Raw genomic sequence first — 22,053 nt, forward strand, 5'->3', positions numbered from 1 at the left:
CAGGAGTGAGAAGCGAGTAAAGCGGTCGTATCGACTCGTTTCTCACTCCTGTGAACTCATTCCTGCTCTAAGCCCGACGCGCCTTGCGCGCGGCGCCGGCATTGCCGGCCACCAGCAGATCCACATCGTCCAGCGCCCGCCGCAGCCGCGCCGTGGTCTCGGTATCGCGCTGCGGCGGCTCGATCCCGTCGAGGATCGAGCGCTCGGTATCGGCCAGCACGTCCTCGCGCAGGCGCAGGCCGTGCGCGGCCAGCATCGGCCCCAGCGTGTCCGCGCGCAGGCGCAGGTCGGCCAGGGTGTTGCGGTAGGCGATCTCGCAGATGCGCTTGCGCGCCGAGAAACTGAAGGCGTTGGTGAAGAACAGCTCGCGGTCTTCGGCGTTGGGTTCGAACACCAACTGGTCGACGTCCGGGTATTGCTGGGCGTAACGCGCCAGCCCGACCTGCATGCGCGATTGCAGCAGGGTGCGGAAGGTCTGCGACAGCACCGCCGGCAGGCCGCCCGCGGCGAGGCTGTTGTCCTCGGCCACCGGCACGCCCTGGGCGTGATTGAACGGCACCAGCGGATTGATCCCGATCAGCAGGTCGATGCCGCGTTCGAGCACCACCGAGGCGTGCATGGTCCGGCGCAGCGCGCCGTCGACGAAGTGGCGGCCGCGGATCTGCACCGGCGGGTACAGCCCGGGCAGCGCGGCGCTGGCCTGGACCGCCTGCGAGATCGGCACGTCGTTCCAGTTGTCGCCGCCGAAGCGCACCGCGTCGCCGCTGTCGATGTCGACCGCGACCACGTACAGGTCGGCGTCGAGTTCGCGGAAATCGTTGCTGCGGCCGCGGCGGGTGAACACTTCGCGCAGGAACAGCTCGACCTGGGCGTTGTCGAACAGGCCGTTGGGGATCAGCCCGCCGAAGCGGGTGATCAGGTCCGACCAGCGCGCTTCCAGCGGCGAGAACAGCAGCTCGCGCCACCATTCGGTGGCCAGGCGTGGAAAGCTCGCCGCGCGCTTGATGTATTCGAGGAAGGCCGGACGCATGAAGGTTTCGGGACGGAACTCGACATCGGCGCTGTCGCCGGTGACGAAGATCCGGCACATCTCGGCGGTGTCCATGCGATTGGCCAGGCCGGCGGCGAGAAACGCGCCGCTGCTGACGCCGACGTAGCAATCCAGCCGGGTCAGGTCCAGGCCTTCGATGGCTTCGTCTAGCGCGCGCAGGGCGCCAAGTTCGTACATGCCGCCGATCGGGCCGCCGCCGGCGATGGCCAGGCCGATCCGCGGCTTGGCGCTGGGCGCCGCGACCTTGGCGGCGCTCGCCTTGGAGGTGCCGGTTTTGCTCGCGCCGGCCTTGTATTTGCCGGTTTCGGACGCTGTCGGGTGGGAGGAGCCGTTGGCCGTGCGTTTGCGGTTCGCCCGATGCTGGGCGGCATGAAGTGACAGCATGTGATCGGCGGCACGTCCTGGGCGGAATCGGCCGAGTGTAGCCCAGCTGGGACACGCGTCCAGCGGGCTAGGACCAAGGTCGCAGGGCGGAGCAGGGGATTGGATACGGTGCGATCGGGCACCTTCGATGCGCCTGTCGGCTCAGCTGTCGGTCGCCGGGAGGGCGGCGCTTGCGGTACGGCGCGGACGTGGCGATCATCCCCGACGATGTCCAGAACGACCGACCTCAGCCAACGACTGGGCTGCCTGCTGGCCCGCCATCAGGCCCTGCACGACCCGCGCCGCGAGCCGCGCAACCAGTTGCGCTGGCTGCCGGAGCTGCGCAGTTGGCAGGCGCGGCGGCTGGAGGCCAGCTTCGACCGCTTCCTGCGCGACCCGCGCCGACGCCCGGCGGCGCAGTTCTTCCTCAGCGACGTCTATAACGACCGCGACTTCAGCCGTCGCGACGCCGACATCGCCAAGGTCCTGCCGATGATGCAGCGGCTGTTGCCGGGCGCGCTGCTGAACACCGTCGCCGACGCGATCGAGCTGGGCCTGCTGACCCACGCCTTCGACCTGCGCATCAGCCAGTGCCTGCACGAGATCGCGCCGCGCCGGCGCAAGCTCGACGGCCGCCTGTACGCGCAGGCCTATCGCGCCTGCGGCCTGCCGCGGCTGCGCGACCATCAGATCGACCTGATCGCCCGGGTCGGCCTGGGCCTGGGCAAGGCGCTGCGGATGCCGGGCATCATGACCTTGCTCAAACTCTCGCGCGGCCCGGCCAAGGCCGCGGGCCTGTCGGAACTGCAGGGGTTCCTGGAGCGCGGCTTCGCCGCGTTCTCGCAACTGGGCGACGTGCGCGAGTTCATCGCCGAGATCGAAGAAGACGAGCGCGAGGTGGCGCGGCGCTTGTTCGAGGAGGATGGCGATCCGTTTCCGCATTTGGAGTGATGCGGGGGAGGGGTGATGCGAGGGCGGCGGGTCCGTTGCGGGAACGCGTCGGGCGCTTGTGCTTCTCCTTGCCGCCGGGCTCAGCGCTGAGCCTGTTCGCGTTCTTCCAGAACGTCATTCCCGCGAAGGCGGGCTGCGCTTTACTTCGGTGCCGCCGAATATCCTGAGGCTTTAGCGCCATTCCTCCAGACCGTCATTCCCGCGAACGCGGGAATCCAGTGACTTCAAACGTTCTCGCACGAAAGGCACTGGATTCCCGCGTTCGCGGGAATGACGTTCTGAAGAAGACGTCGTGCTGGAGAGGTCGTGCTGGAGAGAGCGTCGGGTCTTCAAGAGCTTAGGCTTCGATTCCCGATTCCCGATTCCCGATTCCCAGCCTTACTTGAACCGCTCCTCCAGCACCCGCCGGATCTCCGACTCGATCGGCCCCTTCAGAGCGCCGAGCAAAAAGCCCAACTGGGCCGACACATGCAGTTGATTGGGCTGCAGCGCGATCTTGCCGTCGACGCCGCTGCGGCTGAAATTGAGGGTGTCGCCGACCCAGCCGTATTCGACGTCGAAACGTTCGGCGAGCTTCTTGGCGACTTCTTCGACGGCCTTGCGGGCCTTGGCCGGAGCCAGCGAGTGCGGGTGTTGGATATCGATACTGGACATGGTCGGGCTCGTCGAAGTCTGGGTTTCCCTGGAACCGGGTATTGTGCGGGCAGGCGGCGGCGCATCCAAGTCCGCGGGGCGGGGGGAGCGCCGGGGGAGAAACGAGTGCACAGGAGTGAGGAATGAGTAAGGCAGGGGCTCCGATTCACTCTTTACTCCTGAGCACTCGTTCCCGCTCCCCACCATCGTTCATGTAACCCCGCCGCACCCCGGATGTGCCTATCCCCACAACCTGCTAGATTCCTGCCGGGTGAGCGCACTCAAACTTCGATATCCCAACCGCGAACATGCCGACCTGCCGCTGAAACCCGGCGTGCATGCGATCGGCCGCGATCCCGCCGGCCGCACCGTCCTGGTCGAGGACGCCGGCGCGGCGATCGCACAGTTCAGCGTCGACCGGCGCGGCGTGTGGCTGCAGGTGCGCGAAGGCCTGCGCGGGCTGCACGTCAACGGCCGGCCGGTGAAGCGCATGGCGATGCTGCGGCCGGGCGATGCGATCTTTCTCGACGGGGTCGAGCTGCTGCTGGTCTCGGACAAGCCCGAAGCGGCGCCGCCGTTCGGGGTCGAGATTCCGGCCGATTCGCGCATGGTCGTGCGCGGCGTCGGCGGCATCCACCATGGCCGCTGCTACACCCTGGAGCAGCCGCGGGTGATCGGCCGCGCCGGCGACTGCGATATCCGCATCAACGAGCCGGCCTTCGCCGACCGCCACGCCCGCCTGGAGGCGCATGCCGACGGCGTGGTGCTGCGCGACGTGGGCTCGGTCGACGGCAGCGTGGTCAACGGCCAGCCGGTGCGGCATGCCTTGCTCAAGCCGGGCGATCAGTTGCTGCTCGACGGCCAGCACCGGTTCGTGATCGAAGCGCCGACCCGCCAGTTCAGCGCGGCCGAGGCCTTGCAGGCGCAACTGGCCCAGGAAGCGGCCGCGAACGAAGACCGTCCGCCGCCGCCGTCGGCCCTGCCGGCGTCGGTGCGGCGCATGCCATGGTTGCTGCTTGCGGCGGTGGTGATGGCGGGGTTGCTCGGGTTGTTGCTGTTGTACGGCGTGCGTTGAGCGCACGGGATTGGGTTAGCTCCCTGTAGGAGCGGCGTGAGCCGCGACCAACCGAAGCGACGTACGCAAGCGTCCCAGCCGACGCCCGGCAACTCTCATCGCCAAACACGAATGGCCGTCAGAAGTTTTCGCTTCGGCGGGTTGAGTGGTATTCGGCCTCTTCGGGTGGTCGCGGCTCACGCCGCTCCTACAGGGGCTTCGGCGAGCGCGCCGCGGCTGGGTGGGCACGGCTTCGTGTATCGGCCACTCCTCGTAAAGCCGCCAGACCCGCAACGCCGTCGCAATCGCTCCCTGTAGGAGCGGCGCGAGCCGCGACCGCGATACCGCGCCTTCGTCGTATCTGCCGTATCTAGCCGGCGTTACGGCCGCGCCCTTGTGCCTGCGTCGTAACCGCGATGTCGCTGTCGCGGCTTGCGCCGCTCCTACAGGGGCTTCGGCGAGCGCGCGGCGGCTGGATGGGCGCGGTTTCGTGTGTCGGCCACTCGCTTGTACAGCCGCCAGGCCAACAACGCCGCCAGAATCGCCGCATACAGCAGCGGCTCGCGGATGTCCGATTTCACCAGCCACCAGAAGTGCAGCACCGCCAGCACCGCGATCGCATAGATCAGCCGATGCAGCTTGCCCCAGAGCCGGCCGAGCCGACGCATCATGCCCTGGGTCGAGGTCAGCGCCAGCGGGATCAGCAGCAGCCACGCCAGGAAACCCACGGTGATGTACGGCCGCTTGGCGATCTCTTCGAAGATCTGGGTCCAATAACCCTTGAGGTCGAGCAGCAGGTACGCGGCCAGATGCGCGCTGGCATAGAAGAACGCATACAGCCCCAGCATGCGCCGGAACCGCAGCAGCACGGCCTGGCCGCTCAGCTGGCGCAGCGGGGTGATCGCCAGGGTGATCAGCAGCAGGCGCAGCGCCCACAGCCCCAGGCGATGCTCGATCTCGGCGATCGGATCGGCGCCCAGGCCGCCGCTGCCGGTGAGGAACTCCTCGCGGATCTGCCAGGCCAGGATCGCCGCGGGCGTCAGCGCCAGCGCGTGCACCGCGACCTTGGCGGCGATCACGCCCTTGGGCGTCTTGCGCTTGGGCACTGGCCGCGCCGCGCGCGCGGCGGCCGTGGTGGCGTCGCCGCCGGGAGTGCGGGTCGAATCGCTCATCTCAGAACCAGGTCTTGAGGTTCATGCCGGTGTACAGCCCGGCGACCTGATCGGCGTAGCCGTTGTACAGCCGGGTCGCGATGCGGTCGGCGAACAGCTTGCTGCCGGTGCCGGCGATGCGGCGCTCGGTCTTCTGGCTCCAGCGCGGGTGGTCGACGTTGGGGTTCACGTTGGAGAAGAAGCCATATTCGCTGGGCTGCAGCTGGTTCCAACTGGTCACCGGCATTTTTTCCACGAAGGTGATCGCGATGATCGACTTGATGCTCTTGAAGCCGTATTTCCACGGCACCACCAGCCGCAATGGCGCGCCGTTCTGCTGCGGCAGCGATTTGCCGTACAGGCCGGTGGCGAGCAGGGTCAGCGGGTGCATGGCCTCGTCGATGCGCAGGCCCTCGCGGTAGGGCCAGTCGATCGAGTCGTAGGCGATGCCGGGCATCTGCTTGCGGTCGGCCAGGGTGGTGAAGGCGACGTACTTGGCCTTGGACGTGGGCTCGAAGCGCTTGAGCACGTCGGCCAGCGGCACGCCCAGCCACGGGATCACCATCGACCAGCCCTCCACGCAGCGCAGCCGGTAGATGCGCTCCTGCGGGGTCAGGCCCTTGATCAGATCCTCCAGCGACAGTTTGCCCGGCTTGGCGCAAGCGCCGCCGACCGCGACCGTCCACGGGCTGGTGCGCAGGGTCTTGGCCGCGGCCGAGGGGTCGCCCTTGTCGGTGCCGAACTCGTAGAAGTTGTTGTAGCTGGTGATGTCCTCGAAGCGCGTGAGCACTTCGTCGGTGCGGAATCCGGCCTTGGCCTGCTCGGGGCTGACCGGCTTGGCGGCCGGCGGCGGCGGGGCCTCGGCCTCGGCGCAGCCGGACAGGCCCAGCGCCGGGGCCAGGGCCAGCGCGGTCAGCAGGCGGCGCCGGTCGCGGTAGACCGCCTCGTCGGTGATTTCGGAAGCGGGGATATTCAGCACTTGGCGCAACGACATGGGACGGCTCCGGGGCGGGGGACGAGCGGGATCTGCGGACGGACTTCGAGAACGGGACGCGGCTTGAGTGATACGAGACCGCATACCCACATAGAGGCAGCTGCCGGGGTAAAAGTTGCGCGAGTAACGACAGGTACACACGGTGTTGCACTGCGGCATACTTGGGGTCCACCCCACACCCCGGAGCCTCCCGATGTCCCGCGCCTTCAACTTTAGTGCCGGTCCCGCGACCCTGCCCGAATCGGTCTTGCTGCAGGCGCAGTCGGAACTGTTGGAGTGGAACAATGCCGGGGCCTCGATCGTCGAACTCAGCCACCGCGGCCCGGAGTTCATCCAGGTCGCCGCCGAGGCCGAGCGCAACCTGCGCACGCTGATGTCGATCCCGGACGATTACGCGGTGCTGTTCCTGCAGGGCGGCGCGACCGCGCAGCAGGCGCTGATCGCGCTGAACTTCGCCGACCCGGGCCAGACCGTCGACTACGTGGTCAGCGGCCACTGGGGCAAGACCGCATTGAAGCAGGTCAAGCCTTACGTCAACGCGAACGTGGCCGCCAACGGCGAGCCGGGCGGCTTCCGCGACATTCCCGCGCGCGACACCTGGAATCTGTCCAAGGACGCGGCCTATGTCCACTACACCGCCAACGAGACCATCCACGGCGTCGAGTTCCGCGACATTCCCGACACCGGCGACGTTCCGCTCGTCGCCGACTTCAGTTCCTCGATCGTGTCCGAGCCGCTGGACGTGTCCAAGTTCGGCGTGATCTATGCCGGCGCGCAGAAGAACCTCGGCCCGGTCGGCGTCAGCGTGGTCATCGTCAAGCGCGAACTGCTCGAACGCGCCGGTCAGCCGCGCGCGGAAATCTTCGACTACCGCGCCCACGTCAAGGGCGAGTCGATGCTCAATACGCCGCCGACCTACAACTGGTATCTGGCCGGCCTGGTGTTCAAGTGGATGCTGGCCGAAGGCGGCGTCGAGGAATTCGCCAAGCGCAACGCGCGCAAGTCGGCGCTGCTGTACGGCGTGATCGACAACTCCGGCGGCTTCTATCGCAACGAAGTCGTGGTGGGCGCGCGTTCGCGCATGAACGTGCCGTTCTTCCTCAAGGACGAAGCGCTCGACAAGCCCTTCCTCAAGGAAGCCGAAGCGGCCGGGCTGATCTCGCTCAAGGGCCATCGCGCGCTGGGCGGCATGCGCGCTTCGATCTACAACGCGATGCCGGAAGCCGGCGTGCAGGCGTTGGCGTCCTTCATGCAAGACTTCCAACAACGGCACGGTTGAGATGGCCAGCAAAGATACGAAGAAGCCGGCCAAGCCCGGCAAGCAGAAATCCGTCGCCGCTGCGAAGAGCGCGAGCGACAAGAAGGCCGCCGGCAAATCCAAGGCCGCCAAGCCCGAGGACGCCGCGCCCGTCGCGGCCGGTCCCGACCTGGCCACCTTGCGCGAACGCATCGACGGCATCGACCTGCATATCCAGCAGTTGATCGGCGAGCGCGCGCAGTTCGCCAATCAGGTCGGCAAGGCCAAGGGCAAGCTCGCCGCGGCGGTGGATTACTACCGTCCCGAACGCGAAGCGCAGGTGCTGCGCCGGGTGGTCGACCGCAACGACGGCCCGCTGCACGACGAAGTGCTGGTGCGGCTGTTCCGCGAAATCATGTCGGCCTGCCTGGCCCAGCAGGAGCCGCTGAAGATCGGCTTCCTCGGCCCGGAAGGCACGCATTCGCAGCAGGCCGTGTTCAAGCACTTCGGCCATTCGATCCACGGCCTGCCGCTGGCGAGCATCGAGGAAGTCTTCCAGGAAGTCGAAGCCGGCAACGCCGATTTCGGCGTGGTGCCGGTCGAGAATTCGACCCAGGGCACGATCCAGTCCACGCTCGACATGTTCCTGACCTCCAAGCTCAAGATCAGCGGCGAAGTCGAACTGCGCGTGCATCAGCACCTGCTGTCGCGTAGCGGCCGGATCGAGGACATCGAGCGGGTCTATTCGCATCCGCAATCGTTCGCCCAATGCAAGGCGTGGCTGCGCGAATACCTGCCGAAGGCCGAGAAGATCGCGGTGTCGAGCAACGCCGAGGCGGCGCGCCGCGCGCGCAATGCCGACGACGCGGCGGCGATCGCCGGGGCCAGCGCGGGCAATGTTTACGGGCTGCGCACGGTCGCTGGGCCGATCGAGGATCGCCCCGACAATACGACACGATTCTTGGTGATCGGCCGCGAACTGTTCACGCCCTCGGGCAACGACCGCACCTCGCTGCTGATCTTCATCAAGGACGAGCCGGGCGCGCTGTACAACGTGCTGTCGCCGTTCGCCAAGCGCGGCCTGAGCATGAACCGGATCGAATCGCGTCCGGGCCACACCGGCCGCTGGCAGTACGCGTTCTTCGTCGATATCGGCGGCCACGTGCAGGAGCCGGCGATGCGCGAAGCGCTCGACGAGCTGCAGGACCTCGCGCATGAAGTGAAGGTGCTCGGCTCCTACCCGGTGGCGATCGCATGAGTCAGGCGGCCGCGCAATCGCAGCAACCGGCGTCGTCATCGACCCCGGCCTTCGACGAAGCCTGGTTCGCCGCGCGCGCGCAGCCGGGCGTGCAACGCCTGAAGGCTTACGACCCGGGTCACGATCTGGTCGCGTTACGGCGCCGTTTCGGCGAGGCGAATCTCGCCGAACTGGGCTCCAACGAAAACCCGTACGGCCCGTCGCCGGCCGCGCGTCAGGCGATCCTCGAATCGCTGCACGCGCTGCACCGTTATCCCGATCCGCTCGGCGCCGACCTCAAGCGCGCGCTGGCGGCGCGACATGGCGTGAACGTCGCGCAGCTGCAGCTCGGCAACGGTTCGCACGAACTGCTGATGCAACTGGCGCAGGTATTCGCCGGCCCCGGCGACGAGGTGGTGTTCTCGCGTTACGGTTTCGCCGTGTTCGCCCTGGCGACGCAATGCGCCGGCGCGACCATGCGCATCGTCGAGGCGCTGCCGCGCGATGCGGCGATGCCCTGCGGTCACGATCTCGATGCGATCGCCGCGGCGATCGGGCCGCAGACGCGCTTGGTGTATCTGGCCAATCCGAACAATCCCACCGGTACCTGGTTCGGCCGCGAGGCGATGATCGCGTTTCTCGAGCGCGTGCCGCCGCAAGTGATCGTGGTGATGGACGAAGCCTATGCGGAAATGGCCGATGCGCCCGATTACGCCAGCGCGGTGTCCTTGCTTGATCGCTATCGCAATCTCGCCGTCACCCGCACCTTCAGCAAGGCCTACGGGCTGGCCGGCTTGCGGGTCGGTTATCTGATCGCGCAGCCGGGTTTGATCGCGGTGATGGATCGCGCGCGCGAAAGCTTCAACGTCAACGGCCCGGCCTTGGCCGCGTGCGAGGCCGCGCTCGGCGACGTCGCGCATCTGGACTGGGCCTGCGCGCGCAACGCCGAGCAGCGTTCGGCCCTGGCCGATGCGCTGACGCGGCGCGGGCTGCGGGTGTTTCCGTCGCAGACCAATTTCGTGCTGGTCGAATTCGGCGCGCGTACGTCGCAGATCGAAGCGGCCCTGGTCGAACTCGGGGTGATCCTGCGGCCGATGGGCGGCTACGGTTTGCCCGATTGCCTACGCATCAGCGTCGGTTCGCCCGATGAGAGCCGTCGTCTGTTGAGCGCATTGGATCAGGTGTTGGCATGAGCGGTTCGGCGGATACGCAGCACACCCAGGCGCAAGCGCAACAGGCCTGGAACGCCGGCACCGGCACGCCGCTGCGCGGCTCGCTGCGCGTGCCCGGCGACAAGTCGGTGTCGCATCGCGCGGTCATGCTCGGCGCGCTGGCCGAAGGCGTCACCCGCGTCACCGGCTTTCTCGAAGGCGAAGACACCCGCGCCACCGCGCGCGTGTTCGAACGCCTGGGCGTGCGCATCGAAACGCCGAGCGCGAGCGAACGCATCGTCCACGGTGTCGGCCTGCACGGCCTGCGCGGCATCGTCGAACCGCTGGATTGTGGCAACGCCGGCACCGGCATGCGCCTGCTCGCGGGCGCGCTGGCGGGGCAGGCCTTCGATAGCGTGCTGATCGGCGATGCGTCCCTGTCGAAGCGGCCGATGCGTCGCGTCACCGAGCCGCTCGCGGCGATGGGCGCGCATATCGACACCGACGAAGGCGGTCTGCCGCCGTTGCGCATCCGCGGCGGTCGCGCCCTGCGGGGCATCGAATACACCTTGCCGGTCGCAAGCGCGCAGGTGAAATCGGCGCTGCTGCTGGCCGGCCTGTACGCACAAGGCGACACCGTCGTCCATGAGCCGCACCCGACCCGCGACTACACCGAGCGCATGCTCGCCGCGTTCGCCTGGCCGATCGAGTTCTCGCCGGGTTACGCCAAACTCAGCGGCGGCCATGTGCTGCGCGCGGCCGATGTCGCGGTGCCGGCGGATTTCTCCTCGGCTGCGTTCTTCCTGGTCGCGGCGAGCGTGGTGCCGGGTTCTGAGCTGCTGCTCGAAGCGGTCGGCATGAACCCGCGCCGCACCGGCCTATTGTCGGCGTTGCGGCTGATGGGCGCGGACATCGTCGAAGAAAATCCGCGCGCCGAAGGCGGCGAACCGGTCGCCGACCTGCGCGTGCGCTACGCGCCCCTGCAAGGCGTCGAAGTACCCGAAGCCCTGGTGCCGGACATGATCGACGAATTCCCGGCCTTGTTCGTCGCCGCCGCGGTGGCGCGGGGACGCACCGTTATTCGCGGCGCGGCCGAGCTGCGGGTCAAGGAGTCCGACCGCATCGCGAGCATGGCGACCGGCCTGCGCGCGCTGGGCGCGACGATCGAGGAAACCCCCGACGGCGCGATCATCGACGGCGGCGCCCTGCATGGCGGCGAGATCGACAGCCATGGCGACCATCGCATCGCGATGAGCTTCGCGATCGCCGCGCAGCTGGCGAGCGGCGAGGTCCGCATCGGCGACGTGGCGAATGTCGCGACTTCGTTCCCGGGCTTCGAGGCCTTGGCGGCGAAGGCGGGGATGCGGGTCGACGCGGCGCGGTAAGCCGTGTTGCCCGATACGGTTGTACGACGGCGGCCTTGAGCCGCCGTCGTTGTTTTGCTGTTCGTCAGTCCCCGACCTTTCAAGCCGCCTGGGCGCCGCGATGCGTCTGTGGGATGGGCTTGACGCGTTTTGCGCAGATCACGACGCAGCCGAAGCATTGCGCTTATGACAAGGCAGCGGTTCGCGATACCGGTCGAACGCGTCGGTCCTCAAACCCCGCACAAGACCTCGTGTTTTCGCGGCCGTGAATCCGCGCGGCGGTGGTTCTATCCCATGTCCGAAACGGTCAGCGTGTACGACAAGGCCCGATTGCCGTAGCGGAACTCCTCGATCAGCGCGAACACGTTCTCGACCTGGCCATAGTGGTTTTCGTGCCCCGGCTCCTTGCGCCAGTCGAGCTGGAAACGCAGGCCTCGGTGCTTCGCCGCCAGTGCGTCAAGGTCCGGCGGCCCGATCAGTTCCAGATACTCCGCTTCGCTGATGCGCCTGGACCAGTCCAGCAGCGCGTGAGGCGGGGACACCCGCGGCAAGCGGTAGCGATCGATGAGCCCCAGGGCGCCGCCCGGCAAGGTGAATCCGCAGTACGACAAGTCGAGCGACATCGTGCGCGGATAGTCGGGCGATCTGTGCCTGCGGATCGCGATGGGCTCGGCGAACTCGATGGCGATGTAGGCGCTGACGGACAAAGGCGTGCTTGCGTGCGGGTGTTCGAAAAACGATTGCATGCGGTGGAGCCTGAGACAAGTCGTTCCGGCCGGCGCCGCGGCGCCGCGGCGGTCGCTCGGCGACCGTCATGCCGCAATCGCACGACACCGCTTCACCGAATCCATCCGGCCGCGACCGCCGCGCTCATGGCCTCGGCTCAGTTCGGACCGGCCTGAACCCGACAACCTGCCAATGCCACGGTGCCTTGAAGCCGCGCTGGCTCGCGCGGGAGTTTCAGCCAGACGCTATTGGTCGCGAGTTCTCGAAGGCAAAGCGCCAAGCCGTCCCAACAAAGAACGGCGGCCCTCGCGGGCCGCCGTTATTCGTTCAATCGCTTTGCTTTCGAATCGGCCAGCGTCGCATCGGGCGAGCCCCGCATCACACCGCGGGCGCCGCATGCGAGCTTTCGCCCTCATGGCCGCCTATCACGGTCAGCCACCTCGATGCTTACTGGAGTGGACGAAACTCCACCGGCTGCTCCACCACCGAGGCCACTTCGCGGCCGTTGCGCGTGGCCGGCTTGAAGCGCCAGTCGCGCACCGCGGTCATCGCGGCGCGGTCGAGATCGCGCGAACCGCTGCGGCGGCTCACCGCGATATCGTCGGGCACGCCGTCGGCGCCGACGTTCACTCGCAACACCACCGTGCCGCCTTCGCCGCGACGCAGCGCCGCGGCCGGATAACGCGGTTCCGGGCTGCGGCTGGCGATCGGGCGGGCCTGGGTCGCGCGCGGCTTGGCCGCGACCGGCTTGGCGCTGGGCGTGGGCTTGGCGGCATTGGGCTTGTTCGCCGTGTTCGCCGTGTTCGCGGCGTTGGCGATCGCGCCGGCATCGTTCGCGCCGCGATCGAGCGGCGGCAGCGCCACGATCGGCGGCAACGGCGCCGGCGGCGCGACCGGAGCGCGCTTGCCGTACAGATACCAACCCAGGAAGGTCGCGCCGAGCAGGATCATCAGCAGCCACAGGCCGGTGCGGCTGGGCGCGGCCTGGATCGCGGCGGCCTCAGGGGCCGGCGGGGTGTCGCGATCGGGCGCGTTGGGATCGATGGAATGTGATGTGGTGCTCATGTCGGCCTCCTTCTGACCGTCCCCGGGGGATGGGATCGGAGGCCGAGCTTCTTAGCGCTGTCGTTAGCCGGTGGTGAACAGCGCGCACATGCGGTTCAGTCGCGCGACAGGCTTGTGCAAATGCAGATACGCGCGATCCGCGAGTTGGTGCTTCACAAAACGTAGAGGACGGCATCGAGACGGGGACGAGACGCTTCTCCGATTCCCGATTCCCGATTCCCGATTCCCGTCCCGAGCCTCACTGATTGGGATTGAACGTGATCGGCACGATCACCGCGCCCGCCACCGGCTGGCCGCCGCGCATCGCCGGCTTGAAGCGCCAGGAACGCACCGCGCTCAGCGCCGCGCGATCGAGCGCGCGCGAGCCGCTGCCTTCGACCACGTCCACGCCGTCGACGCCGCCTTGTTCGGTGACCTCGACGCGAACGCGCACCGTGCCGCCTTCGCCGCGGCGCAGCGAGGCCGGCGGATACTGCGGCGGCCGATTGCCCGGCAGCGGCGAGGCCGCGGTCTGCGCGCCCGAGGCCGCGTTCGACGCGGCCGGCGCTTGCGGAGCGTTCGGCATGCTCTGCGGCGGCGCCGGCGGGTTCGGGTTTTCGACCAGTTGCGGGGTGTCCTGCGGCTCGTCGCCGGCCGCGGCGGGCGAGGGCTGCGGCGACGGAGCCGGCGCCACGCCCTCGCCATCGGCCGAGGCCGGCGCGGGCAGCGGCGCATAGAACGGTTGCGCGCTGGTCGGCGGGGTGTCGCCGCTGCGATAGAAGCCATCGCCGCGATTGCGGTTGCTCGACCAGACCCAGGCGAACAGGGCCAGGCCGATGGCGAACGCGCCCACGACCCACAGCCACGCCTTGCCCGACGGCAGCCAGGCGGCGAAATTGAAGGAACGGCGAGGTGCGGGGGACGGTGTCGACATGGGGCCGGCTGCTCGTGGATCTGATTCGTGATGCTCCGCATTCTGCATCGAAACGCCGCGCCGCGCCGAACGCGGGTGGCGCGGGTTCGCGGCGCGGCGCCATGAAGTTCGCTAAAAACCCCGCCAGCCGCGATAATCTGCGGTTCTCCCGCCACGTCCTCCGGCACCGCCATGCTCGATCCGACCCTGCTGCGCCAACAGCCCGCCGAACTCGCCGCCCGTCTGCACGCCACCCGCGGCTATCTGCTCGATCCGGCGGCGCTGGCATCGCTGGAAAGCGAACGCAAGATGGTCCAGGTGCGGACCCAGGAACTGCAGGCCTCGCGCAACAAGCTGTCGGGCGAGATCGGCAAGCGCAAGAGCAAGGGCGAGGACGTTTCCGATCTGATGGCGCAGGTGTCGAGCTTCGGCGACGAGCAGAAGCGCGGCGAAACCCGTCTGGATGAAATCAAGGCCGAGATCGAGGCGATCGCGCTGGGCATCCCAAACCTGCCTAACGATTCGGTGCCGCTCGGCCCGGACGAAAGCGGCAACGTCGAGCAGCACCGCTGGGGCAGCCCGCGCGAGTTCGACTTCCAGGTCAAGGACCACGTCGAACTGGGCGCGCGCAACGGCTGGCTCGACGGCGAGACCGCGGCCAAGCTGTCGGGCGCGCGTTTCACCGTGCTGCGCGGCGGCCTGGCGCGGCTGCATCGCGCGCTGGCCCAGTTCATGCTCGACCTGCACACCGAGCAGCACGAATACCAGGAAACCAACGTGCCGCTGCTGGTCAACGCCGACGCGATGCGCGGCACCGGCCAGTTGCCCAAGTTCGAGGACGATCTGTTCGCGACCCACGTCGGCGAAGGCGAAGCGGCGAGCAAGCGTTATCTGATCCCGACCTCGGAAGTGCCGCTGACCAATATCGTCCGCGACGAAATCCTCGAGGAGTCCGCGCTGCCGCTGCGCATGACCGCGCACTCGATGTGCTTCCGCGCCGAGGCCGGCAGCGCCGGCCGCGACACCCGCGGCATGATCCGCCAGCATCAGTTCGAGAAGGTCGAATTGGTCACCATCGCGCGGCCGGACCAGAGCTACGAAGAGCACGAGCGCATGACCCGCTGCGCCGAGGTCGTGCTCGAAAGCCTCGGCCTTCCGTACCGGCGCATGCTGCTGTGCACCGGCGACATGGGCTTCTCCGCGACCAAGACCTACGATCTGGAAGTGTGGCTGCCGAGCCAGGGCAGCTACCGCGAGATTTCCTCGTGCTCCAACTGCGAAGCCTTCCAGGCCCGGCGCATGCAGGCGCGCTGGCGCAACCCGGCGACCGGCAAGCCCGAGCCGGTGCATACCCTCAACGGCTCCGGCGTCGCCATCGGCCGCGCGATGATCGCGGTGATGGAGAACTATCAGAACGCCGATGGTTCGATCACGGTGCCTGAGGTGCTGCGGCGGTACATGGGTGGGGTCGAAACGCTGGTTTGATGGCGCGATGGCGGTGGGTGCGGGAGATCCTGTCCGGATTACCGACGCCGCCCCTTCGACATAAACGGTGGCGGGCGATTTTTATTCGCCCGGAAATACCTCCGCGATTCCGCTCCGTCGGTCCACGACGACCAGGAACGTGCAGCCGGGCGGAGGCACAGGCTTGCAAAGGAAGCCGAACAGCCATTGGCCGCCATCTTCCGATAGCTCGCGACCAAACGCGTCGAGCGAGTAGCGCTCAAGATCGTAGCCGTGGGCCGTGGCGGCCTTGCGAGCGATCGCCAGTCCCTCTTCGCGAGTCAAGAAGCTCTCGGTCTGGCGGCTTCCTTCAGTCGCAGCGTTCTGACGTTTGGCGATTGATGTCGTTTCCCGACATTCGTCCATCGCCGTGGGGCGATCCTTCGACTGAAACCGCACGTTGTCGCCGTAGCAGACGTGATCGCAACCGCCGCCAACACGGTGTCCGTGCGGACTCGCCAGGCAGGTGAGGACGCAGTCCGCGGCCGCCGTGCATTGGTTTTTCAATCGGCCAACCAGGCAGTCTTCGTAAGCAGACAGCTTGCGCTGGGGAAGCTCGGCGCAACCATGGAAATGCGCAATGTCTCCTACGTCGGGAGGCGGGGGCGGCTGTGCTTCTTGAGAGGTCGCAGTTTCGGCCCCGACGGATAGATTTCCTCTGCCGCAGCCGGACATGGCCAGGATCAGCCCAGCAACAAGGGTCATCGCCACGATGCGGTGCATGCTCGATGCGGTCCCGGGCTGTCAGGCTAATAAGTTATCAGCCCTTCGAACGTTGGCTTCGAGCTGCGAGGCGTTCAAGCGCAACTGCCGCAATCCATGTGAGGCGCGACAGAGCGGTATTCCCGCGAACAAAATCGACACCCACAAAAAAGCCGGGCCCGTCAGGACCCGGCCAATGCCGGCATGGGGGAGGGAACGCCGGCCTTGCACTTACACGGTGGGACACGGGACTCGCGGGACAAGCGCGGAGAGCTTCACGCCGCCTGTCGTTGCGGCAGCGGGATGGAAGCGTGCGCCGCAGCGAGCGCGTCGGCACGATGCTGTGGCGAGTAAGCCACACCTTCGGCACGCACGAACTCGACATCGGTCACGCCAATGAAGCCCAGGACGTGACGCAGGTAGGTCTCCTGAAAATCGCTGGGCTGCCCGCTGTGCAGGCCGCCGCGGCCGCTGACGATGATCGCGCGCTTGCCCTTGGCCAGGCCTTCCGGGCCGTCGGCGGTGTAGCGGAAGGTCTTGCCCGCGACCGCGACCCGATCGATCCACGCCTTGAGCGTGGAAGGAATGCCGAAGTTGTACATCGGCACGCCCAAAACAATCACGTCGGCGTCCAGGAATTGTTGCAGGATATGAGCGGAAGCCTCGGTTTCGGCCGGATCGGTCCCGGCCAGGGAACGACCGGTAAGATGCGGGATCGGGTCGGCATCGAGGTCGCGGTAATCGATGCTCAGATCGGGCAGGGCGTCCAGCCACCGCGTCGCCACCGCGGCGGACAGCTCGCGAGTCACGGAATTTGCGCCCAGAGCGCTTGAATCGATGTGCAGGAGCTTCATGTCTATGACCTCGATGGGTCGTCTGATGCGGGCCTCGCCGCGTTGGAGCAAAGTCTGCATCGTTGCGTCAGTGGGATAAAGCTGCTTCAATATCACTAATTGTTCTATTATTGGAACTTTCGTCATGCACGATCTGAATGACCTGTACTACTTCGCGATGGTCGTCGACCACGCCGGGTTCGCCGCCGCGGAACGCGCGCTGGGCATTCCCAAGTCGCGCCTGAGCCGCCGCATCAGCCAGCTGGAAACCGATCTGGGCGTGCGCCTGCTGCAGCGGTCGACCCGCCGTTTCGCCGTCACCGAAGTCGGCAACAGCGTCTATCGCCACGCCCAGTCGATGCTGGCCGAGGCCCAGGCCGCGCGCGAAGTGGTCGACCGCCTCAGCGCCGAGCCGCGCGGGGTGATCCGGGTCAGCGTGCCGGTCGGCCTGGCCCAGCAGCAGATTCCCAAGCTGCTGCCCGAATTCCTGGCCAAGTACCCGCAGGTGCGCGTGCAGCTGCACGTCAGCAACCGCCGGGTCGACATCATCAACGAAGGCATCGACGTCGCCTTGCGCGTGCGTTCCAAGCTCGACGACGACGGCAGTCTGGTGATGCGCAGCTTCGGTCAGATCCAGGAACTGCTGGTCGCCAGCCCGAAGTACCTGACCCGCATGGGCCGGCCGACCAATCCCGACGAACTGTCCGATCACGTCACCCTGAGCATCAGCGAAGACGACGCCCGCCAGCGCTGGGAACTGCACGGCCCGGACGGCGAAGTGCGCAAGGTCGAACTCAAGCCGCGGGTGATGGGCTTCGATTTCCCGATGCTGATGGCGCTGGCCGAGCAGGGCGTGGGCATCACCCTGCTGCCCGAGACCGTCTGCGCCGAGGCCGTGCGCCGCGGTGAACTGGAAGTGGTGCTGCCGAACTGGCGCCTGCCGCAGGGCATCTTCCACGCCGTGTTCGCCTCGCGCCGCGGCCTGCTGCCGGCGGTGCGGGTGTTCATCGACTTCCTGGCCGAGAAGGCCCCGTCCCTGGTCGAATCCGCGCGCCTGCAATGCAGCGACATCAAGGGCGTGCCGTGCCCCGACAGCATCGCCGGCCGCGACGGCAAGAAGCACGACAAGCCGGTGAAGATTTCCGCTCCGGCATGAGAGAATGCCCCGCGCCCGGTGCAGGCCGGGCGCATGGGGATGGCGCCGCAATGGTCCGTCCCTGATCGATCCAGCGTTTCGGCATGGCCGCCGAAGGCGCGATGATCGATCGCCGCGTAGCGCCTTCGTGCGTACCCGGAAGTTGCGTTTACGGAGAGATGGCCGAGTGGTTTAAGGCAGCGGTCTTGAAAACCGCCGAAGGGTTAAACCTTCCGTGGGTTCGAATCCCACTCTCTCCGCCATTCCTGGAAAATTCGAGGCGACTCGCGATATGGCCGTCGCAGCTACGCGACGGCCCGGGTGGTTACTGCGCAGTTCGTCGTTGCGCTGCCCGATCAATACCCGCCGCGCCCCAGAAACCCCGCGCCGATCGTGCATTGCTTGCCGCACGAGTCGCATTTGTCTTCGGCGGCCTTGAATACGGCTTTTTCGGAGTCGGACAATTTCGTGAATTCCTCGGCGAAGGCTTGCGAGCCGGCCGAGACACGCAGCAGCAGGCGGGCGGTGACTTCGCTGGCGGCCATCGCGCGTTCGTACATGCGGTCGCAGTGCTTGTAGCAAAAGCCGTCATGCACCGAGACGGTCTCGCGCGCGCCGATCACGCCGGCCTTGATCATGATGTCGCGGCAACTCGCCGACGCCGCGGACAGGTAGCTGTCCTGTTCGCAATAACCGCCCTTGCAGCTCAGGCCCGCCGCGCAGGTGGCGACGATTTTCGAGTCCTCGCCGCAGGTATCGCCCTGTTGGCGGACGAAGTGCTGCTTGGCCGATGCATCGGTGCTGCAAACCGCGGCCAGAACGAAAAGGCAGAGGGTGGCGATCATGCGGCTCATGCGAGGTCTCCTTGGCGAGAGGGAAGTTCTTCCCGGGCGCACGACCCGAGCGGCGATCGCGGGACGATGGCCGTGTGCGACGGGCCCGGGTTGCGTGCGGTCCCTGGCGGCGTGCCGCATCGCCGAGGCCAGCTTAGGAAGCGGCAAGATCGCGCGAACGTGATTCGCGTTGGAGAGTGAAGATGGGTGAGGCGTGCCGCTTCGCAACGCTCGATACGGTGTGAGTGATCGCTATGCATCGCCCGCATGCCGGCGATGGCGTGTTGGCGCGTGGCGGGCGAGGGCTGACCGCTTCCGGCCTAGCGTCACGTTTCCGCATGGGAGAGATCGCGGATGAGCCGACGGCGCGGAGCCGCCGTACGAGCCGATCCGGTCATCACCCGTCCAAGGATGCGACATGTCGACGATCAAGGCGTTTCTGGAAGCGGCTAAATCCCTCGTCACCCTTGGTGCCGGCGCCAATGCCGCGGCGCGACAGCAGATTCGTGAGGTGACCGGGCAGTTGGCCGACGAGCTCGACCGGGCGTTGTCGCTGGCCGATTCGTATCTGGTCGGGGTGCGCTTTTCCAGGGACGATCACGAACTCGCCGCCTATCTGTACGACGCGCGGTCCAAGTTGATGGGCAGTTACCACGAGCACCATATCTGCGCGGGGCTGTATCAGCTGGCCGACAAGTTCGGGCAGTTGTTCGATCCCACTCGATTCTCGGTGTCGCTGGATTCGTATCGCGAGATCCCGCAATTGATCGAGCATCTAAAAAACGGCGAGCGCGCGGTCATCGACGATCTCGATGAGTTGATCGGCCAGTTTCAGGACTTGGCCGCGCGGCTGGCCGCGGCGCCGGCGGGACAGAAAGACGAGGCGCGGGCGGCGATTCTCGCGTCGGCCGACTATTTCCGCGACAAGCTTGTGCAGCAGCGCAAGCAACTCAAGAGCAGCCGGCGGCGGATCGTCGATACCTTGTAGCGATCCGCGCATCGGCGTGCGTGCGATGTCGCGGCGGTCAGTCGCGGCCTCGGCTTGAAGCGATCGGCAAATCAGTGCCGGCACCCCGCGTCGCAGGGTGCCGGAGGCGTGAGGCCCGGTTTCGCGATTACAGCTCGATGCAGTCGAACGTGACCTCGGGATCGACCTCGGCGCCGTAATCGACATCGTCGCGCTCGAAGCCGAACAGCTTGAGGAATTCGTGCTTGTAGCTGGCGTAGTCGGTGAGCTGGAACAAGGTCTCGGTGGTCACCTGCGGCCACAGCGCCTTGCATTCGCTCTGCACGTCCTCGCGCAGTTCCCAGTCGTCCAGGCGCAGGCGGTTTTCCGAATCGGTTTCCGCCGCCTGGCCGTCCTGGCGGTACATGCGTTCGCGGAACAAGCGGTCGAGTTGATCGATCGGGCCTTCGTGCAGGCCTTTTTCCTTCATCACCTTGAACACCAGCGAGATGTACAGCGGCATCACCGGAATCGCCGAGCTGGCCTGAGTCACCACCGACTTGAGCACCGCGACATTGGCGCCGCCGCCGATTTTCTGGCTCAGGCGCGCGTCGAGCCGCTGCGCGGTCTGGTCGAGATCGACCTTGGCCTTGCCGAGCGCGCCGTGCCAGTAGATCGGCCAGGTGATTTCGGTGCCGATGTAGCTGAAGGCGACCGTGCGCGCGCCCGGCGCCAGCGCGTCGGCGCGTTCGAGCGCGTCGATCCACAGCTCCCAGTCCTGGCCGCCCATCACCGTCACGGTGTCTTCGATTTCCTGCTCGGTCGCCGGTTCGACCGTGGCCTGGATGATGGTGTCCTTGTTGGTGTCGATCGCGGTCGAGGTGTAGGGCTCGCCGATGGTCTTGAGCGCCGAGCGCTTGAGTTCGCCGCCGCCGGGCAGCTTGCGCACCGGCGAGGCCAGCGAATAGACGATCAGGTCGACCTGGCCGCCCATTTCGTTCTTGATCAGTTCGATGACCTGGGCGCGCGCTTCATCGGAGAAGGCGTCGCCGTTGATCGACTTGCTGTACAGCCCCTTGGCCTTGGCGAACTTGTCGAACGCGGCCGAGTTGTACCAGCCGGCGGTGCCGGGCTTCTTGTCGGTGCCGGGTTTTTCGAAGAACACGCCGAGGGTGTCGGCGCCGAAACCGAACGCGGCGCTGATGCGCGCGGCCAGGCCGTAGCCGCTGGACGCGCCGATCACCAGCACCTTCTTCGGGCCGTCGGCGCGCACGCCGCGGGCGACCGTGGCGTTGATCTGATCGCGGACATTGAGTTCGCAGCCGAGCGGATGCGTGGTGGTGCAAATGAAGCCGCGAACCTTGGGCTGAATGATCAACTCGATTACCTCGTCACTGGGCGATGGCCGGCAGTTTAGTACCTGCCATCGACGAATGCGCGCGCGGCCGGGCAGGGCGCGCGGGACGGCGCGCGGCGGCGCCGGCGAATCGGCCTCAGAAACGTTCGCCTACCGGCAGATAGCGCCATTCGCCGACCGGCATCTTGCTCAGCGCAATGCGGCCGATACGCAGGCGTCTGGTCGAGATCACCTCCAGCCCGACCTCGGCGCAGACATGCCGCAACTGGCCCGGCTGCACGTTCTTGACCGCGAACCGCAGCCGCGTCTCGTTCTGCCAGCTGACCTTGCACGGCGGCAGCGGGCGGCCGCGATAGCTCAGGCCGTGGGCGAGCTTCTTCAGCCCGTACGGCGCGAGCTGGCCGCTGATCTCGACCACGAACTCCTGTTCGAGCTGGGCGTAATCCTCGTTCAGCCTGCGCCGCACACGCGGGTCCTGGGTCAGCACCACCAGCCCGCTGGCATCGGCATCGAGCGCCATCAGCGGGGCCAGGTGCTGGAAGTGGCGCTTGAGCAGGCGCACTTCGGACAGATCGCCCTGCGTGTGATTGACCGGCACGACCAGCCGGGCGCTCTCGTTGAGCGGCATTCCGGCCGGCTTGTGCAGCAGCATCGTGGCCGGTTCGGCGGGCTCGGCCCGCGCATCCGGGTCCAATTCGACCCGCTGGGCCACGATCGGCGCCTGCGGCTCCTCGACCACCTTGCCATCGACCCGGACCCAGCCGCCCTCGATGTATTGCTGGGCCTGCGCGCGTGAACAACCGATCAATTCGGCCAGGCATTTGTCGAGTCGGACGGGTTCGGACATGAGGAAAGTCGATGTGGGAAGCGGCAAG

At 67.1% G+C, this 22,053-nt stretch carries 21 protein-coding genes and 1 tRNA gene; 10 read left to right on the top strand and 12 right to left on the bottom strand.

Annotated elements, in window-relative coordinates:
* Positions 1-67: 67 nt before the first annotated feature.
* Entirely contained in the window at positions 68-1,435 is a 1,368-nt protein-coding gene (locus tag IEQ11_RS10155; protein ID WP_191820961.1) for a patatin-like phospholipase family protein, read from the bottom strand.
* 207 nt (positions 1,436-1,642) lie between these two features.
* On the opposite strand from IEQ11_RS10155, the gene IEQ11_RS10160 reads away from it, so the two are divergent.
* A complete protein-coding gene (locus IEQ11_RS10160; protein ID WP_036109729.1) occupies positions 1,643-2,365 on the top strand; it encodes a DUF8198 family protein in 723 nt (240 codons plus the stop codon).
* A gap of 378 nt (positions 2,366-2,743) precedes the next feature.
* Here the strand turns inward: IEQ11_RS10160 and IEQ11_RS10165 are convergent, their stop codons facing one another.
* Complete coding sequence (locus IEQ11_RS10165) at positions 2,744-3,019, bottom strand: polyhydroxyalkanoic acid system family protein (protein ID WP_057921419.1); 276 nt, start codon at positions 3,017-3,019, stop codon at positions 2,744-2,746.
* Between the two features lie 250 nt (positions 3,020-3,269).
* Between IEQ11_RS10165 and IEQ11_RS10170 the strand changes: the two genes are divergently transcribed.
* The gene (locus IEQ11_RS10170) at positions 3,270-4,073 is read left to right on the top strand and encodes an FHA domain-containing protein (protein WP_036109735.1); all 804 of its coding nucleotides are present in this window, start codon (positions 3,270-3,272) and stop codon (positions 4,071-4,073) included.
* A 422-nt stretch (positions 4,074-4,495) separates the two neighbouring features.
* On the opposite strand, the gene msrQ is transcribed toward IEQ11_RS10170, so the two are convergent.
* Entirely contained in the window at positions 4,496-5,131 is a 636-nt protein-coding gene (msrQ, locus tag IEQ11_RS10175) for a protein-methionine-sulfoxide reductase heme-binding subunit MsrQ (protein ID WP_247024839.1), read from the bottom strand.
* Positions 5,132-5,225: 94 nt separating this feature from the next.
* Complete coding sequence (gene msrP / locus IEQ11_RS10180) at positions 5,226-6,197, bottom strand: protein-methionine-sulfoxide reductase catalytic subunit MsrP (RefSeq protein WP_057921421.1); 972 nt, start codon at positions 6,195-6,197, stop codon at positions 5,226-5,228.
* Between the two features lie 193 nt (positions 6,198-6,390).
* Between msrP and serC the strand changes: the two genes are divergently transcribed.
* From serC to aroA, 4 genes are read left to right on the top strand one after another with little or no spacing between them, the layout of a single operon-like run.
* Complete coding sequence (gene serC, locus IEQ11_RS10185; RefSeq protein ID WP_046656392.1) at positions 6,391-7,476, top strand: 3-phosphoserine/phosphohydroxythreonine transaminase; 1,086 nt, start codon at positions 6,391-6,393, stop codon at positions 7,474-7,476.
* Position 7,477: 1 nt separating this feature from the next.
* A complete protein-coding gene (gene pheA, locus IEQ11_RS10190; protein ID WP_191820963.1) occupies positions 7,478-8,692 on the top strand; it encodes a prephenate dehydratase in 1,215 nt (404 codons plus the stop codon).
* Positions 8,689-9,864, top strand: coding sequence for a histidinol-phosphate transaminase (gene hisC / locus IEQ11_RS10195; protein ID WP_191820964.1), 1,176 nt, complete (start codon positions 8,689-8,691; stop codon positions 9,862-9,864). The genes pheA and hisC overlap by 4 nt, the downstream gene beginning before the upstream one ends.
* A complete protein-coding gene (aroA, locus tag IEQ11_RS10200; RefSeq protein WP_191820965.1) occupies positions 9,861-11,207 on the top strand; it encodes a 3-phosphoshikimate 1-carboxyvinyltransferase in 1,347 nt (448 codons plus the stop codon). The genes hisC and aroA overlap by 4 nt, the downstream gene beginning before the upstream one ends.
* A gap of 266 nt (positions 11,208-11,473) precedes the next feature.
* Here aroA and IEQ11_RS10205 read toward each other — a convergent pair whose 3' ends face one another.
* From IEQ11_RS10205 to IEQ11_RS10215, 3 genes are all read right to left on the bottom strand, one after another.
* Positions 11,474-11,932 carry a hypothetical protein gene (locus tag IEQ11_RS10205; protein WP_191820966.1) on the bottom strand — a complete coding sequence of 153 codons (459 nt, stop codon included), beginning with the start codon at positions 11,930-11,932 and terminating at the stop codon, positions 11,474-11,476.
* A gap of 427 nt (positions 11,933-12,359) precedes the next feature.
* Positions 12,360-12,977, bottom strand: coding sequence for an energy transducer TonB (locus IEQ11_RS10210; protein WP_191820967.1), 618 nt, complete (start codon positions 12,975-12,977; stop codon positions 12,360-12,362).
* Between the two features lie 238 nt (positions 12,978-13,215).
* Positions 13,216-13,890: an energy transducer TonB gene (locus tag IEQ11_RS10215; RefSeq protein ID WP_191820968.1), complete on the bottom strand. Its 675-nt coding sequence runs from the start codon at positions 13,888-13,890 to the stop codon at positions 13,216-13,218.
* 171 nt (positions 13,891-14,061) lie between these two features.
* On the opposite strand from IEQ11_RS10215, the gene serS reads away from it, so the two are divergent.
* Positions 14,062-15,354 carry a serine--tRNA ligase gene (gene serS / locus IEQ11_RS10220; RefSeq protein ID WP_036109753.1) on the top strand — a complete coding sequence of 431 codons (1,293 nt, stop codon included), beginning with the start codon at positions 14,062-14,064 and terminating at the stop codon, positions 15,352-15,354.
* Positions 15,355-15,435: 81 nt separating this feature from the next.
* On the opposite strand, the gene IEQ11_RS10225 is transcribed toward serS, so the two are convergent.
* Both IEQ11_RS10225 and IEQ11_RS10230 read right to left on the bottom strand, forming a co-directional pair.
* Positions 15,436-16,095: a hypothetical protein gene (locus tag IEQ11_RS10225; RefSeq protein WP_191820969.1), complete on the bottom strand. Its 660-nt coding sequence runs from the start codon at positions 16,093-16,095 to the stop codon at positions 15,436-15,438.
* Between the two features lie 254 nt (positions 16,096-16,349).
* Entirely contained in the window at positions 16,350-16,928 is a 579-nt protein-coding gene (locus tag IEQ11_RS10230; protein ID WP_191820970.1) for an FMN-dependent NADH-azoreductase, read from the bottom strand.
* Between the two features lie 109 nt (positions 16,929-17,037).
* On the opposite strand from IEQ11_RS10230, the gene IEQ11_RS10235 reads away from it, so the two are divergent.
* On the top strand, positions 17,038-18,063 hold the full coding sequence (locus tag IEQ11_RS10235; protein ID WP_148650328.1) for a LysR family transcriptional regulator: 1,026 nt from the start codon (positions 17,038-17,040) through the stop codon (positions 18,061-18,063).
* Between the two features lie 152 nt (positions 18,064-18,215).
* Positions 18,216-18,305 (top strand) — tRNA-Ser (locus IEQ11_RS10240).
* Positions 18,306-18,398: 93 nt separating this feature from the next.
* On the opposite strand, the gene IEQ11_RS10245 is transcribed toward IEQ11_RS10240, so the two are convergent.
* Positions 18,399-18,896 (bottom strand): hypothetical protein, encoded by a 498-nt coding sequence (locus tag IEQ11_RS10245; RefSeq protein ID WP_191820971.1) that lies wholly within the window; start codon positions 18,894-18,896, stop codon positions 18,399-18,401.
* Positions 18,897-19,293: 397 nt separating this feature from the next.
* Between IEQ11_RS10245 and IEQ11_RS10250 the strand changes: the two genes are divergently transcribed.
* On the top strand, positions 19,294-19,863 hold the full coding sequence (locus IEQ11_RS10250; protein WP_191820972.1) for a hypothetical protein: 570 nt from the start codon (positions 19,294-19,296) through the stop codon (positions 19,861-19,863).
* Between the two features lie 127 nt (positions 19,864-19,990).
* On the opposite strand, the gene fabV is transcribed toward IEQ11_RS10250, so the two are convergent.
* Both fabV and IEQ11_RS10260 read right to left on the bottom strand, forming a co-directional pair.
* Positions 19,991-21,199, bottom strand: coding sequence for an enoyl-ACP reductase FabV (gene fabV, locus IEQ11_RS10255; protein WP_191820973.1), 1,209 nt, complete (start codon positions 21,197-21,199; stop codon positions 19,991-19,993).
* Between the two features lie 115 nt (positions 21,200-21,314).
* A complete protein-coding gene (locus tag IEQ11_RS10260; protein WP_191820974.1) occupies positions 21,315-22,025 on the bottom strand; it encodes an rRNA pseudouridine synthase in 711 nt (236 codons plus the stop codon).
* Positions 22,026-22,053: the final 28 nt, after the last annotated feature.

This window comes from Lysobacter capsici, assembly GCF_014779555.2.
GTDB lineage: Bacteria > Pseudomonadota > Gammaproteobacteria > Xanthomonadales > Xanthomonadaceae > Lysobacter > Lysobacter capsici.

What these genes read in the sequence shown, in the direction of transcription:
- IEQ11_RS10155 (WP_191820961.1), bottom strand. Translation starts at nt 1,435, where the DNA reads ATGCTGTCACTTCATGCCGCCCAGCATCGGGCGAACCGCAAACGCACG.
- IEQ11_RS10160 (WP_036109729.1), top strand. Translation starts at nt 1,643, where the DNA reads ATGTCCAGAACGACCGACCTCAGCCAACGACTGGGCTGCCTGCTGGCC.
- IEQ11_RS10165 (WP_057921419.1), bottom strand. Translation starts at nt 3,019, where the DNA reads ATGTCCAGTATCGATATCCAACACCCGCACTCGCTGGCTCCGGCCAAG.
- msrP (WP_057921421.1), bottom strand. Translation starts at nt 6,197, where the DNA reads ATGTCGTTGCGCCAAGTGCTGAATATCCCCGCTTCCGAAATCACCGAC.
- serC (WP_046656392.1), top strand. Translation starts at nt 6,391, where the DNA reads ATGTCCCGCGCCTTCAACTTTAGTGCCGGTCCCGCGACCCTGCCCGAA.
- pheA (WP_191820963.1), top strand. Translation starts at nt 7,478, where the DNA reads ATGGCCAGCAAAGATACGAAGAAGCCGGCCAAGCCCGGCAAGCAGAAA.
- hisC (WP_191820964.1), top strand. Translation starts at nt 8,689, where the DNA reads ATGAGTCAGGCGGCCGCGCAATCGCAGCAACCGGCGTCGTCATCGACC.
- aroA (WP_191820965.1), top strand. Translation starts at nt 9,861, where the DNA reads ATGAGCGGTTCGGCGGATACGCAGCACACCCAGGCGCAAGCGCAACAG.
- IEQ11_RS10205 (WP_191820966.1), bottom strand. Translation starts at nt 11,932, where the DNA reads ATGCAATCGTTTTTCGAACACCCGCACGCAAGCACGCCTTTGTCCGTC.
- IEQ11_RS10210 (WP_191820967.1), bottom strand. Translation starts at nt 12,977, where the DNA reads ATGAGCACCACATCACATTCCATCGATCCCAACGCGCCCGATCGCGAC.
- IEQ11_RS10215 (WP_191820968.1), bottom strand. Translation starts at nt 13,890, where the DNA reads ATGTCGACACCGTCCCCCGCACCTCGCCGTTCCTTCAATTTCGCCGCC.
- serS (WP_036109753.1), top strand. Translation starts at nt 14,062, where the DNA reads ATGCTCGATCCGACCCTGCTGCGCCAACAGCCCGCCGAACTCGCCGCC.
- IEQ11_RS10225 (WP_191820969.1), bottom strand. Translation starts at nt 16,095, where the DNA reads ATGCACCGCATCGTGGCGATGACCCTTGTTGCTGGGCTGATCCTGGCC.
- IEQ11_RS10230 (WP_191820970.1), bottom strand. Translation starts at nt 16,928, where the DNA reads ATGAAGCTCCTGCACATCGATTCAAGCGCTCTGGGCGCAAATTCCGTG.
- IEQ11_RS10245 (WP_191820971.1), bottom strand. Translation starts at nt 18,896, where the DNA reads ATGAGCCGCATGATCGCCACCCTCTGCCTTTTCGTTCTGGCCGCGGTT.
- IEQ11_RS10250 (WP_191820972.1), top strand. Translation starts at nt 19,294, where the DNA reads ATGTCGACGATCAAGGCGTTTCTGGAAGCGGCTAAATCCCTCGTCACC.
- IEQ11_RS10260 (WP_191820974.1), bottom strand. Translation starts at nt 22,025, where the DNA reads ATGTCCGAACCCGTCCGACTCGACAAATGCCTGGCCGAATTGATCGGT.